A 13,799-nucleotide genomic window follows, 5' to 3' on the forward strand; every position below is an offset into this window, starting at 1 on the left:
GCCCTGCGAAGCCGCGAGGCACGCACCGCGCACCTCCCGGCCCCCATGTCCGAGCCGCAAGGGCATGCCCGCCTGGGCGAACTCCTGCCCCGCGACCGCAAGCCGCTCTACGCGCAGTTCGCGCAATTGCTGCGCCGGGCCATCACCGAGGGACGGCTCGAAGCCGGCACCGCCCTGCCGCCCGAACGCGACCTCGCGGCGGAATATGGCGTGTCGCGCATCACCATTCGCAAGGCCATCGCCGAACTGGCGGAAGACGGGCTACTCACGCGCAAACAGGGTGCCGGCACGACGGTCGCCGCCCGCATCGAGCAGAGCTTCTCCCGGATCAGCTCCTTTTCCGAGGAGATGGCCGCGCGGGGCCAAGTGGCGAGCAGTGCCTGGATCCTCCGGGCGGCGGGAGCGGTCACTCCCGCCGAAGCGATGCAGCTCAACTTGTCGCCAGGCGCGCCGGTGATGCGGTTCCACCGCGTGCGGATCGCCGACGACGCGCCGATGGCCGTCGAGTTCTCGACTGTCCCCGGCTATTGCCTCGGCGGCGTCGATGACGTTTCGGAATCGCTGTACGCGGCCCTGGCCTTCACCGGCCATCGCCCGGTGCGCGCGCTGCAGCGGCTGCGCGCGGTGCCGTTCACCGGCGCCCAGGCCCGCCTGCTCGGGGTCGATGCCGGCACGCCGGGCCTGTTGATCGAACGGTGCGGCTTCCTGCGCGACGGCCGGCCGGTCGAATACACCCAATCCTATTATCGCGGCGATACCTATGATTTCGTCGCCGAGCTGACGGATCTCTAGCCAGTGACGACGAACATCCTATCGGCGCCGCCAAGCCTGATGTGGCGCGAAACGCAGGAAATTCCGATCGCCGTCGCCCGGCAGCTCGCGGAGAACCGCGAGGCGTTCCGCGCGCTGGGGGAACGGTTGCGCAAGCGGCCGCTCCATCTCGTCGGAACTTGTGCGCGCGGATCCTCGGATCACGCGGCGACCTATGGCAAATATCTGATCGAGACGATGATCGGCGTGCCGGTCGCTTCCCTGGCGCCGTCGGTGGCATCGGTGTTCGCAGCGCGCGTCACGACGGACGACGCCTTGTGCCTCGCCATCTCCCAGTCCGGCCGCAGCCCCGATCTGCTTGCGACGGTCGATGCCTGGCAGGACGCGGGCATCCCCGTCGCCGCCCTGGTCAACGATGCCGAATCCCCGCTTGCCTTGCGCGCCGACACGCTGCTGCCGCTATGGGCGGGCCCGGAACGCTCCGTCGCCGCGACCAAGTCCTGCGTCGCAGCCATGGTGGCTCTGGCGGCAATGGTGGCGGCCTGGTCGGGCGATGCCGACTTCATCGCAGGAGTCGAGGCGCTTCCCGCGGCATTGTCCCGCGCGGTCGCGCAGGACTGGAGCGCCGGCGTCGCCTCGCTCTCGGCGGCCCGGCAGATGTTCGTCCTCGGGCGCGGCTATGGCTTCGCAGTCGCGCAGGAAGCGGCGCTCAAGTTCAAGGAGACCTGTGCGATCCAGGCGGAGGCGTTCAGTTCCGCGGAGGTCCGCCACGGCCCGATGACCATCGTCGGCCCCGGCTTTCCCATCCTGGCGTTCGCGACTTCCGATGCGGCGGGCGACGGCGTCGCTGCGATGGCCGAGGAATTCCGGGCGCGCGGCGCGATCGTGCTGACCGCTCGCGCCGGAGACGCCTCCCCCCTGCCCGCCGAGGCGGCGCATCCCGCGCTCGAGCCGATCCTCCAGCTGGCCAGCTTTTACGGCCTGGTCGAGCAATTGTCCCGCGCGCGCGGGCTCGATCCCGACCAGCCTCCCTATCTCGCCAAGGTCACCCGGACCCAATGAGCCCGTATCGCTTCGGCAACGGCAATGTGGTCGTCGGCGGACGGGTCTGGGACGGCGCGGAAATCCACGTCGCGGACGAGCGCATCGCGACGCTTTCCCCGCTGCGGGCAACCGCCGCGAATACCATCGACCTCGACGGCGGATGGCTGATGCCGGGCTTTGTCGACACCCAGGTCAATGGCGGCGGCGGCACGCTGTTCAACGACGATCCCAGCGTGGAAGGCATCGCCAGGATCGGTGCCGCCCATGCCGCCTTCGGAACCACCGCCTTCCTTCCCACCCTGATCAGCGACAGCCCCGATCGCATCGCCCTGGCCCTGGCGGCGAGCGATGCGGCGATCGCCGCGGCCACCCCCGGCGTCGTCGGCATCCATGTCGAGGGACCGTGCCTTTCCGCCGCGCGCATGGGCATCCATGATCCCGCGCATTTCCGCCGGCTCGACGCGGAGATGGTGGCGCTTCTCACCAGGCCGCATCGCGGCGTGGTCGTAGTGACGCTCGCGCCCGAATGCGCGGATGCCGGCGCGATCGCCGCGCTCGTCGCCGCCGGAGTCCGGGTCAGTGCCGGCCATACCGATCTGGGCTATGCGGAGGCGCGGGCCGCGTTCGGGGCGGGGGTGACGGGCGTCACCCATCTGTTCAACGCCATGCCGCCGCTGCATCACCGCGATCCCGGGATCGCCGGCGCCGCGCTCGACGATCCCAGACCCTGGTGCGGGCTGATCGCCGACGGCGTGCACGTCTCGCCCGCCATGCTGCGCATCGCCATGCGCGCGCGCGGAACCGAGCGCATGATGCTCGTCACCGACGCCATGCCCTCGGTCGGCGCGATCGAGAAGGACTTCGTCCTCCAGGGGAGGCGGATCCGCGTGGCCGACGGCAAGGCTTCCTATGATGACGGCACGCTGGCTGGTGCCGATCTCGACATGGCGAGCGCAGTCGCGAACAGCGTGGCGCTCGGTCTGGCCGCCGAGACCGTCGCCGCGCTGGCATCGGCCAATCCGGCGGCTTTTCTGGGTCTCGACCACGAGCGCGGCAGCCTGGCGCCGGGCCTGCGCGCGGACTGGGTGCAACTGGATCGCGGCTTCAGGCCGTGCGGCACCTGGATCGGCGGAAGGCGCGCTGCATGAGCTGCACGCGGCGCGCGCTCCTCGGCGGCTCGGCCGGGATTGCGGCGATCCTGGCCGGCGCACCGGCGGCGGCGATGCCGCGCGTCTCCCATGCCGGCACCGGACCGCCCATGCCGCCGCCGAGCGACGTGCTGCCCCCGCCCTTGCCCGAGAGCGACCCTTCGCGGACCTGCTTCGACCTCGGCTGGCGCTTCCACGAGGGCGACGTGCCGGCCCCGCCTCCGGTGACGCACAACGACACCTATCTGAGCGTGAAGGCCGGCACCGCGCCGGGCGCGGCGGCGCTCGATTTCGATGACAGCGACTGGCAGCGCGTCACGCTGCCCCATGACTGGGCGTCGTTCCAGCCCGTCGTCGAGACCGCCAATGTCAGCCAGGGCTATCGTCCCCGGGGCATCGGCTGGTACCGGCGGACATTCAGGCTCGACGAGGCGGATCGCGGCAAGCGGCTGGAAGTGCAGTTCGGCGCGATCGCCACCAACGCCACCATCTGGATCAACGGCAACGTCGTCGCGCATAGCTGGTCCGGCTATACCGGCATCCAGGTCGACATCACACCGTTCGCCCGGTTCGACGATGCCCTGAACGTCATCGCGGTGCGCGTCGATGCGACCGTGATGGAAGGCTGGTGGTACGAGGGCGCCGGCATCTATCGGCATGTATGGCTGGCCCGGCGGCCGGCGGTATCGATCGCCACGGACGGCGTCCATGCCCGCCCCGTGCGCGGCGAGGACGGCGAATGGCGACTGCCCGTGTCGGTCATGCTCGAAAGCATCGCGCGGGAAGAAGCCGAGGTGACGGTCGAAGCGATACTTCTCGACCCGCAAGGACGGGAGACCGCACGCGGCCGCACCCTTGCCCGCGTCGCTTCGCTCGCGCGCGGCGAGGCGGCGCTGGCGCTCGCCGCCGGCCGGCCGAGCCTCTGGTCGCTGGAGGATCCGGCGCTCCACACGCTCGTGGTTCGAGTTACGCGCCTGGATGCCCCCGGGGACGAGCGTCGCCTGGCCATCGGCTTCCGCACGATCGACTTCGATCCCGATCTCGGCGTGTCGCTCAACGGCCGGCGCATCAAGCTGAAGGGAGTCTGCCTCCACCAGGACCATGCCGGCGTGGGCGTGGCCGTGCCCGATGCGCTGCTCGCCTGGCGCCTGGCGCGGCTGAAGGACATGGGCTGCAACGCGATCCGCTGCTCGCACAACGCCTGCGCCGCCGAGTTGCTCGACCTTGCCGACCGGATGGGCTTCCTCGTCATGGCCGAGAACCGACGGTTCAACCCCGCGCCGGACTATCTCGCCCAGCTCGAATGGATGGTCAGGCGCGACCGCAACCATCCCAGCGTGATGCTCTGGTCGGTGTTCAACGAGGAGCCGATGCAGGGCACCCATGCCGGGGTGGAGATGGTCCGCCGGATGGTCGCCGCGGTGCGGCGCCTCGACCCCGATCGACCGACCACCGCCGCCATGAACGGCGCCTTCTACGAGCCGGAGAACGTGTCGCAGGTCGTGGACGTCATGGGGTTCAACTATTATCCGAACGACTATGACCGCTATCATCGGCTGAACCCTGGCAAGCCGATCCTCAGTTCCGAGGACACCAGCGCGATGATGACGCGCGGTGCCTTTGCCAACGATCCGGCGGCGCACGTCCTGTCCTCGCTCGACACCGAAGCCGCCGATTGGGGCGCGACTCATCGCCGGAGCTGGAGCGAGATCGCCGGCCGCCCCTTCGTCGCGGGCGGCTTCGTGTGGACCGGCTTCGACTATCATGGCGAGCCGACGCCCTTCGCCTGGCCGACGACGTCGAGCTTCTTCGGCATCCTCGATCTCTGCGGCTTTCCCAAGACCGCCCATGACATCCGCCGGGCCCAATGGCGCGACGACATCCCCGTCGTGGCGATCGCGCCGCACTGGACCTGGCCCGGCCGCGAAGGCCAGCCGATGAAGCTGCTGGTGACGAGCAACGCGGACACCGTCGTGCTGCGTCTGAACGGCCGAACGATCGGCGAGGCGCGAGTCGATCGCATCAACGGTAATGCGTGGACCGTGCCCTATGCACCCGGACGGATCGAGGCGATCGCCCATCGCGCCGGCCGCGAAGTCGCGCGCGCCGTGCACGAGACCGTGGGGGAGCCCGTTGCGCTCAGGCTCACGCCGGCGCGCGGCAAGATGGCGGCGGACGGCGAGGACGTCCAGCCCTTCACCGTCGACGCGGTCGACCGGCTCGGCCGGCACGTCCCCGATGCCGATTGCCTCGCCCATTTCACGGTGCGGGGCGGCACGATCATCGGCGTGGGCAATGGCGATCCCAACAGCCATGCCTCCGGGAAGGCGCCTTCCCGCGCGCTCTTCCACGGGCTCGCACAGGTCATCGTGCGTGCGGATGCCGGCACCGGCTCCCTGCTGGTACGCGCAGAGGCCGTATCGCTACGCGCGGCACTGGCAACCGTGGAGAAGGTGGCGCGCACGCCTCGGCCGCAAGTGGCCGTGGCGGAGCGACCTCAGTCGATCACGGCCTGGCGGCGCTCGCCGCCGGTGTCCGAACGCCCCGATCCCGCGCTCGCGCCGCGCGACGGTGACAACAATGCCTGGGCATTCGTCACACCGGGAGACAGCGTCCCGCCCGATGCGGAACCGGGCTGGCGCATCTATCGCGCGACCGTCACCCCGCGCCGCGCCGTTCGCCATGCGGGCGGCACCCTGCGGTTCGCCACCGTCATCGGCCGGGCGGAGCTGTGGGTGGACGGTAATCTCGTGACGGAGAAGCGCGAGCAGGCGCCCGGCCGCATCGCCATGGCCTGGCCCGCGGGAGACGGGCCGCGCACGATCGCGCTGCTGGTGCAATTCCAGCCCGCCCAGACCAGCGGCCTGGCGGGTCCCGTGACGATTACCGAGGACAAAGGGAAACGATGATGATCGAAGTCGAGCTCGGCGCGCCGCTCGCCGGGTGGGTGATCCCGCTGGAGAAGATTCCGGATCCGGTGTTCGCGCAAGGCATGGTCGGGGACGGGCTGGCGATCGAACCGGTCGGCGATACGCTGCACGCCCCTTGCGCGGGAACGATCTCGTCCATTCACGCCGCCCGCCATGCCGTGACGCTCGCCTTCGCCGAAGGCGCGGAGCTGCTGATGCATATCGGGATCGACAGCGTCGCCATGGCGGGCCGGGGATTTGATCTTCTCGTTTCGCCCGGCGCCATGGTCGCTGCCGGCGACCCGCTGGTGCGCTTCGACCTGGATCAGCTGGCGCTGCGGGCAAGCGCCGCCGCCACGCCGATCATCGTGACCGGTCCGGGAGTTGACATTCTGGCCCGGCATACCGGCGGCATGGTGGCGGTCGGCGAGACGGTGCTTCGGATCGGTGCCCGCACTGCCGCCAATGGCGCCGCCCAGCCAGTGGCGACGGCCGGCGAGACGAGGCGCCAGGAAGCCGTCATCGCCCTCGCCCACGGCCTGCACGCCCGCCCCGCCGCGCGGATCGCCGCTGCGCTTCGCGAATTGCGAGCGGAAGTCGTCCTGGAAAGCGGCGATCTGCGGGCTTCGGCGGCAAGTTCGATCGCGATGCTCGGACTGGGGCTGCGGCACGGCGCCGCGGTAGCCATCGTGGCGCGCGGCGCCGATGCCGACGAAGCCGTGACGCGCGTCCTGGCGGTGCTGCAGCACAACACCGACGTGCCCGCGGCCATCGTGGCGCGATCGGAAGGCATCGTGCCCGAAGGCGCCATCGGCGGCGTCGGCGCCGCGCCGGGCCTGGCGATCGGCCCCGCCTGCTGGCTGCGCACCAATCGCCCTGCCCCGCCCCGCTCCGGCGGCGGGATCCCGATCGAACGGACCAACCTCGAGCGAGGGATCGCGGCGGTGCGGGCCGAGCTCGAATCGGCGTCCCGGGGCGAAGGGCAGGCGGCGGACGTGTTCACTGCGCATCGCACGATCCTGGAGGACCCCGGCCTGGTCGACACGGCGCTGGCGCGGATCGAGGCGGGCGACGGCGCCGCATTCGCGATCCTGGCCGCGGCGGAGGTCCAGGCCGGCATCCTGCGCGCTGCCGGCGATGCCCGTATCGCGGAACGAGGTGCCGATCTGATCGATGTGGGCGAGCGGATCGCCCATGCGATACTCGGGACCAAGGCGAACATGGCGGCGCTTCCAGAGGGTGCGATCCTGCTCGCCGACGACCTGCTGCCTTCCCAGTTCGCCGCGCTCGACACCGATCGCATCGCGGGCATCGCGCTTGTCCGGGGCGGGCCAACCGCGCATGTCGCCATTCTCGCGGCCGGCATCGGCCTGCCGATGATCGTGGCGCTCGGCACGCCGCTCGAAGCCATGGCCGAGGGCACCAGCCTGCTGCTCGATTGCGACGCCGGCTTCGTGCGTATCGATCCCGATGCGCAGGCACGCGCCGGATTGGAGATCGCGATGGCCCGCCGGGCCGCCATCGAGGCGCGCGCCCGGACGATCGGCGCCGCTGCGGTGGAGACCGCAGACGGCCTGCGGATTTCGGTACAGGCGAACTGCGGCTCGCTAGCCGATGCGCAGGCGGCGATGGCGGCCGGCGCGGACGGCTGCGGATTGCTGCGCACCGAATTCCTGTTCCTGGAGCGCACCGCCGCGCCGGACATCGCCGAGCAGAACAAAGCCTATCGCGCCATTTTCGCGGCGCTGCCCGATCGGCCGATCACGGTGCGCCTGCTGGACGTGGGGGGCGACAAGCCTGCCCCCTATCTCAGCCTTCCGGCCGAGGAGAATCCGGCGCTGGGGCTTCGCGGCATCCGCGTCGCGCTGTCGCGCCCCCGGATCCTCGAGGCACAATTGTCGGCCATCCTCGGCCTGTCGTCTCAAGGGCCCCTGCGCATCATGGTGCCGATGGTCGCCAGCGCCGGCGAGATGGCGGCGGTGCGCACGGTGCTCGATCGGCTGCGCGGCGATGTGCCGGTGGCGCTGGGCGCCATGGTCGAGACGCCCGCCGCCGCGATCGGCGCGGACCTCATCGCCGCCGAAGCCGACTTCCTGTCGATCGGCAGCAACGATCTCACCCAATATGCGCTGGCTGCGGATCGCGGCAACGCCGCGGTCGCCACGATGCTCGACGGCCTTCATCCCGCGGTTCTGCGCCTGATCGCAGAGACCTGCGCGCGCGCCGGGTCGACGCCGGTCAGCCTGTGCGGCGGGCTCGCCGCCGATCCGATGGCGGCGCCCATCCTGATCGGATTGGGCGTGCACACGCTTTCCGTCCCCCCGGCGCAAGTGGCCGCCACCAAGGCGCTCGTCACCACGTTCACCGTCGGGGCAGCGGCCGACCATGCCCGCCGGGCATTGACCTGCGCATCCGCAGCCGAAGTCCGGGCGCTGGCGCGCCGGTTCGCCGAGGAGCTCTCCGCATGAAGTCCCCCCTCGCCCTTCTCCAGCCGCTCGGCCGCGCGCTCATGCTGCCGATAGCGGTGCTGCCGATCGCCGGGCTGCTGCTCCGGCTCGGCCAGGCCGACCTGCTCGACCTTCCCTTCATGAGCGCGGCGGGCGATGCGATCTTCGCGCATATCGGCCTGCTCTTCGCCGTCGGAGTCGCAACGGGCTTCGCGCGCGACGGCAATGGGGCGGCGGCCATGGCGGGCGTGGTCTGCTATCTGGTGATCGGCAATGCCGCCCAGGTGTTTCTCGCCGTGCCGCCGGCAACCATCCCGCCCGGCACCGGCGAAGCGATCGGCGCCACGCTCTCCGCCGCGTGGAAAGCCGCGACGATCGACAAGCTGCAGGTTCCCGTCGGCATCGTCGCCGGGCTGGTCGGCGGCGGTTGCTACAACCGCTTCTCGACCACCAGGCTGCCGGACTATCTGGCGTTCTTCGGGGGCCGGCGCCTGGTGCCGATCGTCGCCGGCATCGCCGGCCTGGCGATCGCGATACTGCTCGGCCCGGCCTATGACTGGATCAGCGCGGGAATCGACGGGCTGAGTCGGGGCGTCGTCGCCTCGGGCGGCTGGGGCCTGTTCGCCTTTGGCGTGCTCAATCGGCTGCTGATCGTCACCGGCCTGCATCACATCCTCAACAACATCGCCTATTTCGTCGTGGGCGAATATGCCGGGAAGACCGGCGACCTGACGCGGTTCTTCGCAGGGGATCCCAGTGCCGGCGCCTTTATGAGCGGCTTCTTCCCGGTCATGATGTTCGGCCTGCCCGCCGCCTGCCTGGCCATGTACCACACTGCCGCGCCCGAACGGCGCAAGGCGGTCGGCGGGATGCTGCTCAGCCTTGCGCTCACATCGTTCCTCACCGGAGTGACCGAGCCGATCGAGTTCAGCTTCATGTTCCTGGCGCCCGCGCTCTATGCGGCGCACGCGGTGCTGACCGGTATCGCCCATGTCGCGATGCACCTGCTCGGCGTGAAGCTGGGCTATGGGTTTTCCGCGGGCCTGTTCGACTATGTGCTGAACTATGGCCGTGCCACGCATCCCCTGCTCCTCCTTCCTATCGGCCTGGCCTATGCGGCGATCTATTATGGGCTCTTCCGCTGGGCGATCCTGAAATTCGACCTGAAGACGCCGGGCCGCGAAGCTGTCCAGGACGGAAGCCCGGCGACTGCGGCGGCGCCGGCGGGCGACCGGGCCGGCGCGATCGTGGCGGCGCTGGGCGGTGCGGGGAATCTGCGCACGATCGATGCCTGTACGACGCGCTTGCGCCTGCGCATCGGGGACATGTCGGTGCTCGACGAACCGGGGCTGCGTGCCCTGGGCGCGCGTGGCATCCTCAAGCTGGCGGACAATAATCTCCAGGTCGTGGTGGGCGGCATCGCGGACACGCTGGCCATGGAGATGCGCGATTTCGTCGGGCGCTCCGTCGCCGGGGCAGCGCTTCCGCCGGACATGCAAGCGGAAAGCCCGCTTCCTGCCGCCATCGTCGCAGCGTTGGGAGGCGCCGCAAATCTCGTCGATTCATTGCATCGCCCCGGGCGGATCCGTATCGTGGTGCACGATCCGGAAATTGTCGATCGGCAGGCGCTCGCCGCTAACGCGCGCGCCGTGATCATGCCCGCGGCCACGACCTTCCATCTTCTTGTCGTGGACTGAGCCTGGCGAAAGCACCCCGATGGGGGAATCTCCCTTGCGCGGGACATGACAAGCCGTTCGTGCTGCGCTAGCCTTGGCCGATGCCGCCGAAGCCAGCATCGCAGACCAAGCCCGTCACCAGGAGAACCGGAACGAACGGGGAGGCTGCCGCGCCCAACTATAGCGCGCCTGCGCTGGAGAAGGGCATCGACGTGATCGAGCTGCTCGGAAACGAGCCGTTCGGGCTGACGATCACCGAAATATCCCAGCGGCTCGGGCGTTCGGTGAGCGAGCTGTTTCGCGTGGTCGTCGCCCTGGACCGCCGGGGGTGGCTGCACAAGGATGCCGCGAGCGACCGGTATCGGGTCACCTACAAGCTGCTCGAGCTGGCGCATCGCGCGACGCCCGCGCAGGAGCTCACTTATGTAGCCGCGTCCCGGATGCGCGCGCTTGCCGCGGCAACGATGCAGTCCTGCCATCTCGTGGTCGTCAATAGCGGACGCGGCCTGATCGTCGCGCGCCAGGAGAGCCCGGGTCCGACCGGGTTCGCGGTTCGCCTCGGCACCGAAGTCGCGCTGGAGACCAGCTGCTCGGGCCATGTGCTGCTGGCGTTCACGGACGAGGCCAGCCGGCCGGAAGTGCTTGGCGAGGCGCCGTCGCGCAAGCTCGCCCAGCGATTGGCGACGGTGCGCGCGCAGGGATATGAATCCATCGCGAGCTCGCGCCTGGCCGGCGTATCGGACCTCTCCTGCCCGATCTTCGGTTTCAGCGGCCAGGTGGTTGCGGCGCTCACCATTCCCTTCCTGGCCGCGATCGACGATGCCCCGCATCTGTCGGTCGAAGAGACGCTGGCGCTGCTGAAGGCCACTGCGCTCGATATATCGACCGTCCTGGGCTGGTATGACCGGGAAGAAGCGCCGGTGGTACCGAGCCTCTCCGTGCCCGAACCGAAGCGTCCACGCAGGAGCCGCAAGGCTGGCTAGGCCTGCGCGGCGCGATGCCGCGTATGAAGGCGCATCTCCGAATTCCGTTCTAGCGAGTGGCCCCAGCATCGCCCCTCGCCGGGGACATGCGCGTCCTGGCCGGCTCGCCCTTCGCCACCATGGATCGAGAACCCGGGCAGAATATCCGGCTTTGGTCGTCGAACGCCCCCTGGGGCGGTGCCGGCGGTTGTTCCGCCAGCGGGCATCACGGCCATGGACAACCGTAATTTTATCTAAAAATTATATTTCCATATACAAAATCAATATGGTCCAATATGAGAGGACGCAGTGCTCGACACCTGATCTCCCCCGTCACGGAGAAAACCAACCAATGACCGTGATCACCGGCCTGCGCGTGCTGGACATCAGATTTCCTACCAGCCTTGCCCTAGACGGCTCGGATGCGATGAACCCGGATCCGGACTATTCCGCGGCCTATGTGATCCTGGAAACGAGCACGCCCGGCCTCACCGGCCATGGCCTCACCTTCACCATCGGTCGCGGCAACGAGATCTGCGTCGCGGCGATCGAAGCATTGCGTCCCTTGATAGTCGGCCGCTCGCTCGATGCGATCCGCGCCGAGCCGGCTGCTTTCTGGCGGCACATCACGGGCGACAGCCAGTTGCGCTGGATCGGCCCCGACAAGGGCGCCATCCATCTCGCGACGGGAGCGATCGTGAACGCGGTCTGGGATCTCTGGGCGAAGGCCGAACGCAAGCCGGTCTGGCGCCTGGTCGCGGACATGTCGCCAGCCGAGCTCGTGCGGGCGATCGACTTCCGATACATCACCGATTGCATCACCCCGGAAGAGGCATTGGCGCTTCTGGAAGCGCGCGCCGCCGACAAGGAGAAGCGGATTGCGCAGCTCCAGGCGGAAGGATATCCCTGCTACACCACGTCGGCCGGCTGGCTGGGCTATGACGACGACAAGCTGCGCCGCCTGGCGCAGGAAGCCGTCGATGCGGGCTTCCGCCACATCAAGCTCAAGGTCGGCGTCGATCTGGCGGACGATGTACGGCGTGTCGCGATCGCGCGCGAGGTGCTTGGCGCCGAGGGCGTGCTGATGATCGACGCCAACCAAGTCTGGGAAGTCGAGCAGGCAATCGACTGGGTCAATGCCCTGGCCTTTGCGAAACCCCTGTTCATCGAGGAGCCGACCAGCCCGGACGACGTGCTCGGGCACGTCCATATTCGTGCCGGCATCGCCCCTATCAAGGTCGCGACCGGCGAGATGTGCCAGAATCGCATTCTCTTCAAACAGTTCATCATGAGCTATGCCATCGACGTGGTGCAGATCGACGCCTGTCGCCTGGGCGGTGTCAACGAAGTCCTGGCCGTGCTCCTGATGGCCGCGAAATACGACCTGCCCGTCTGGCCGCATGCAGGCGGTGTCGGACTGTGCGAATATGTCCAGCATCTCGCGATGATCGACTATCTCTGCTTCGCCGGCACGCGTGAGGGCCGTGTGATCGAATATGTCGATCACCTGCACGAGCATTTCGTCGATCCCTGCGTGATCCGGTCGGCCGCCTACATGCCCCCGGAAAGGCCGGGATTCTCGATCGAGATGAAGCCCGAAACGCTCGCCCGGTACCGGTATGCGCCGGATCGCGGGCAGGCGGCGTGAGCCGCGGGTCGCCGCCCGGACCCTAGCGCATGTCCAGCAGCGATGTGTCGACCTCCGCAAGCGTGCGGGCACCCGCCAGGGCGAGCGTGACCCGCATCTCCGCCGCAAAGAGGTCGAGCAGACGCACCACGCCGGCCTCGCCCGCCGCTGCCAGGGCATAGGCCCATGCGCGCCCCAGCAACACCCCTTGGGCGCCCAGCGCGAGCATGCGCACGACATCGGCGCCGGACCGTATGCCGGAATCGGCCAGCACGGTGAGCCGATCCCCGACCGCTCCCGCCACCGACGGCAAGGCCCGCGCAGTCGAAACGGCGCCGTCGAGCTGGCGCCCGCCATGGTTGGAGACGACGATGCCATCGGCCCCGAACCGCGCCGCATCCCTGGCGTCTTCGGGGTCAAGGATGCCCTTGACGATCAGGGGACCGTCCCAGGTCTCGCGGATCCATTCCAGGTCGCGCCACTGGACGGCGGGATCGAAATTCGCGGCGAGCCAGCCCATGAAGTCCTCCAGCCCGCTCGTCTTGCCGAGTACCGGGGCGACGTTGCCGAGGATGTGCGGCCGTCCGCGCACGCCGACGTCCCATGCCCAGCCGGGTCGCCCCGCCGCCTGCACGAGTCGCCGCATTCCGCTCCCTGCCCCGGAGAGGCCACTATGCGCATCCCGGCGCCGCATCCCCGGAACGGGCATGTCGACCGTGAACACCAGTGCGGACGCGCCTTGCGCCTTGGCGCGGCAAAGCAGGTCCCGCATAAAGCCGCGGTCCCGAATGACATAGAGCTGGAACCAGATCGGTCTCGATGATGCCGCAACCACCTCGTCCAGTGCGCAGACCGAGACCGTGGAGAGGCAGAAGGGTATGTTTCGAGCCGCTGCCGCGCGCACGGCCTGCACTTCGCCGCGACGCGCGTACATGCCCGTCAATCCAACCGGCCCCAGCGCGATCGGCAGCGACAGCCGTTGCGAGAACAAGGTGCAGGACAGATCGACATCCTCCACTTCCCGAAGCACCCGCTGACGAATCGCCAGTGCTTCCAGATCGGCTTCGTTGCGCCGCAATGTCGTTTCCGCCCCGGCCCCGCCATCGACATAGTCGAACAGGAAACGGGGCAACCGCCGCTGCGCGGCCAGGCGAAAGTCACTGGTCGAGGTCGCGATCATGGGGCTATCCTGGTTTTGTTTTTCTCTATGAATTT

9 protein-coding genes are annotated in these 13,799 nt (G+C 69.1%); 8 read left to right on the top strand and 1 reads right to left on the bottom strand.

The window, feature by feature from the left end:
* The first annotated feature begins 45 nt into the window (after nucleotides 1–45).
* From FFS08_RS03460 to FFS08_RS03495, 8 genes are all read left to right on the top strand, one after another.
* A complete protein-coding gene (locus FFS08_RS03460; protein ID WP_137863258.1) occupies nucleotides 46–792 on the top strand; it encodes a GntR family transcriptional regulator in 747 nt (248 codons plus the stop codon).
* A gap of 3 nt (nucleotides 793–795) precedes the next feature.
* Nucleotides 796–1,833, top strand: a complete 1,038-nt coding sequence (locus FFS08_RS03465; protein ID WP_331483950.1) for an SIS domain-containing protein — start codon at nucleotides 796–798, stop codon at nucleotides 1,831–1,833.
* On the top strand, nucleotides 1,830–2,963 hold the full coding sequence (gene nagA / locus FFS08_RS03470; protein WP_137863233.1) for an N-acetylglucosamine-6-phosphate deacetylase: 1,134 nt from the start codon (nucleotides 1,830–1,832) through the stop codon (nucleotides 2,961–2,963). The genes FFS08_RS03465 and nagA overlap by 4 nt, the downstream gene beginning before the upstream one ends.
* Nucleotides 2,960–5,872, top strand: coding sequence for a beta-galactosidase GalA (gene galA / locus FFS08_RS03475; RefSeq protein ID WP_137863232.1), 2,913 nt, complete (start codon nucleotides 2,960–2,962; stop codon nucleotides 5,870–5,872). The genes nagA and galA overlap by 4 nt, the downstream gene beginning before the upstream one ends.
* Nucleotides 5,872–8,340 (top strand): phosphoenolpyruvate--protein phosphotransferase, encoded by a 2,469-nt coding sequence (gene ptsP / locus FFS08_RS03480; RefSeq protein WP_137863231.1) that lies wholly within the window; start codon nucleotides 5,872–5,874, stop codon nucleotides 8,338–8,340. The genes galA and ptsP overlap by 1 nt, the downstream gene beginning before the upstream one ends.
* Nucleotides 8,337–10,016, top strand: coding sequence for an N-acetylglucosamine-specific PTS transporter subunit IIBC (nagE, locus tag FFS08_RS03485; protein ID WP_137863230.1), 1,680 nt, complete (start codon nucleotides 8,337–8,339; stop codon nucleotides 10,014–10,016). The genes ptsP and nagE overlap by 4 nt, the downstream gene beginning before the upstream one ends.
* A gap of 80 nt (nucleotides 10,017–10,096) precedes the next feature.
* Nucleotides 10,097–10,978, top strand: a complete 882-nt coding sequence (locus FFS08_RS03490) for an IclR family transcriptional regulator (protein ID WP_137863229.1) — start codon at nucleotides 10,097–10,099, stop codon at nucleotides 10,976–10,978.
* A 331-nt stretch (nucleotides 10,979–11,309) separates the two neighbouring features.
* Entirely contained in the window at nucleotides 11,310–12,605 is a 1,296-nt protein-coding gene (locus FFS08_RS03495; RefSeq protein WP_137863228.1) for an L-fuconate dehydratase, read from the top strand.
* 22 nt (nucleotides 12,606–12,627) lie between these two features.
* Here FFS08_RS03495 and lldD read toward each other — a convergent pair whose 3' ends face one another.
* Nucleotides 12,628–13,764 carry an FMN-dependent L-lactate dehydrogenase LldD gene (lldD, locus tag FFS08_RS03500; protein WP_137863227.1) on the bottom strand — a complete coding sequence of 379 codons (1,137 nt, stop codon included), beginning with the start codon at nucleotides 13,762–13,764 and terminating at the stop codon, nucleotides 12,628–12,630.
* Between the last annotated feature and the right edge of the window lie 35 nt (nucleotides 13,765–13,799).

Source organism: Sphingomonas sp. 1F27F7B, assembly GCF_005503355.1.
GTDB lineage: Bacteria > Pseudomonadota > Alphaproteobacteria > Sphingomonadales > Sphingomonadaceae > Sphingomonas.

Excerpts from the sequence above, each read along its gene's own strand:
- FFS08_RS03490 (WP_137863229.1), top strand. The coding sequence starts at position 10,097 with ATGCCGCCGAAGCCAGCATCGCAGACCAAGCCCGTCACCAGGAGAACC.
- FFS08_RS03460 (WP_137863258.1), top strand. The coding sequence starts at position 46 with ATGTCCGAGCCGCAAGGGCATGCCCGCCTGGGCGAACTCCTGCCCCGC.
- galA (WP_137863232.1), top strand. The coding sequence starts at position 2,960 with ATGAGCTGCACGCGGCGCGCGCTCCTCGGCGGCTCGGCCGGGATTGCG.
- ptsP (WP_137863231.1), top strand. The coding sequence starts at position 5,872 with ATGATCGAAGTCGAGCTCGGCGCGCCGCTCGCCGGGTGGGTGATCCCG.
- nagE (WP_137863230.1), top strand. The coding sequence starts at position 8,337 with ATGAAGTCCCCCCTCGCCCTTCTCCAGCCGCTCGGCCGCGCGCTCATG.
- FFS08_RS03495 (WP_137863228.1), top strand. The coding sequence starts at position 11,310 with ATGACCGTGATCACCGGCCTGCGCGTGCTGGACATCAGATTTCCTACC.
- lldD (WP_137863227.1), bottom strand. The coding sequence starts at position 13,764 with ATGATCGCGACCTCGACCAGTGACTTTCGCCTGGCCGCGCAGCGGCGG.
- nagA (WP_137863233.1), top strand. The coding sequence starts at position 1,830 with ATGAGCCCGTATCGCTTCGGCAACGGCAATGTGGTCGTCGGCGGACGG.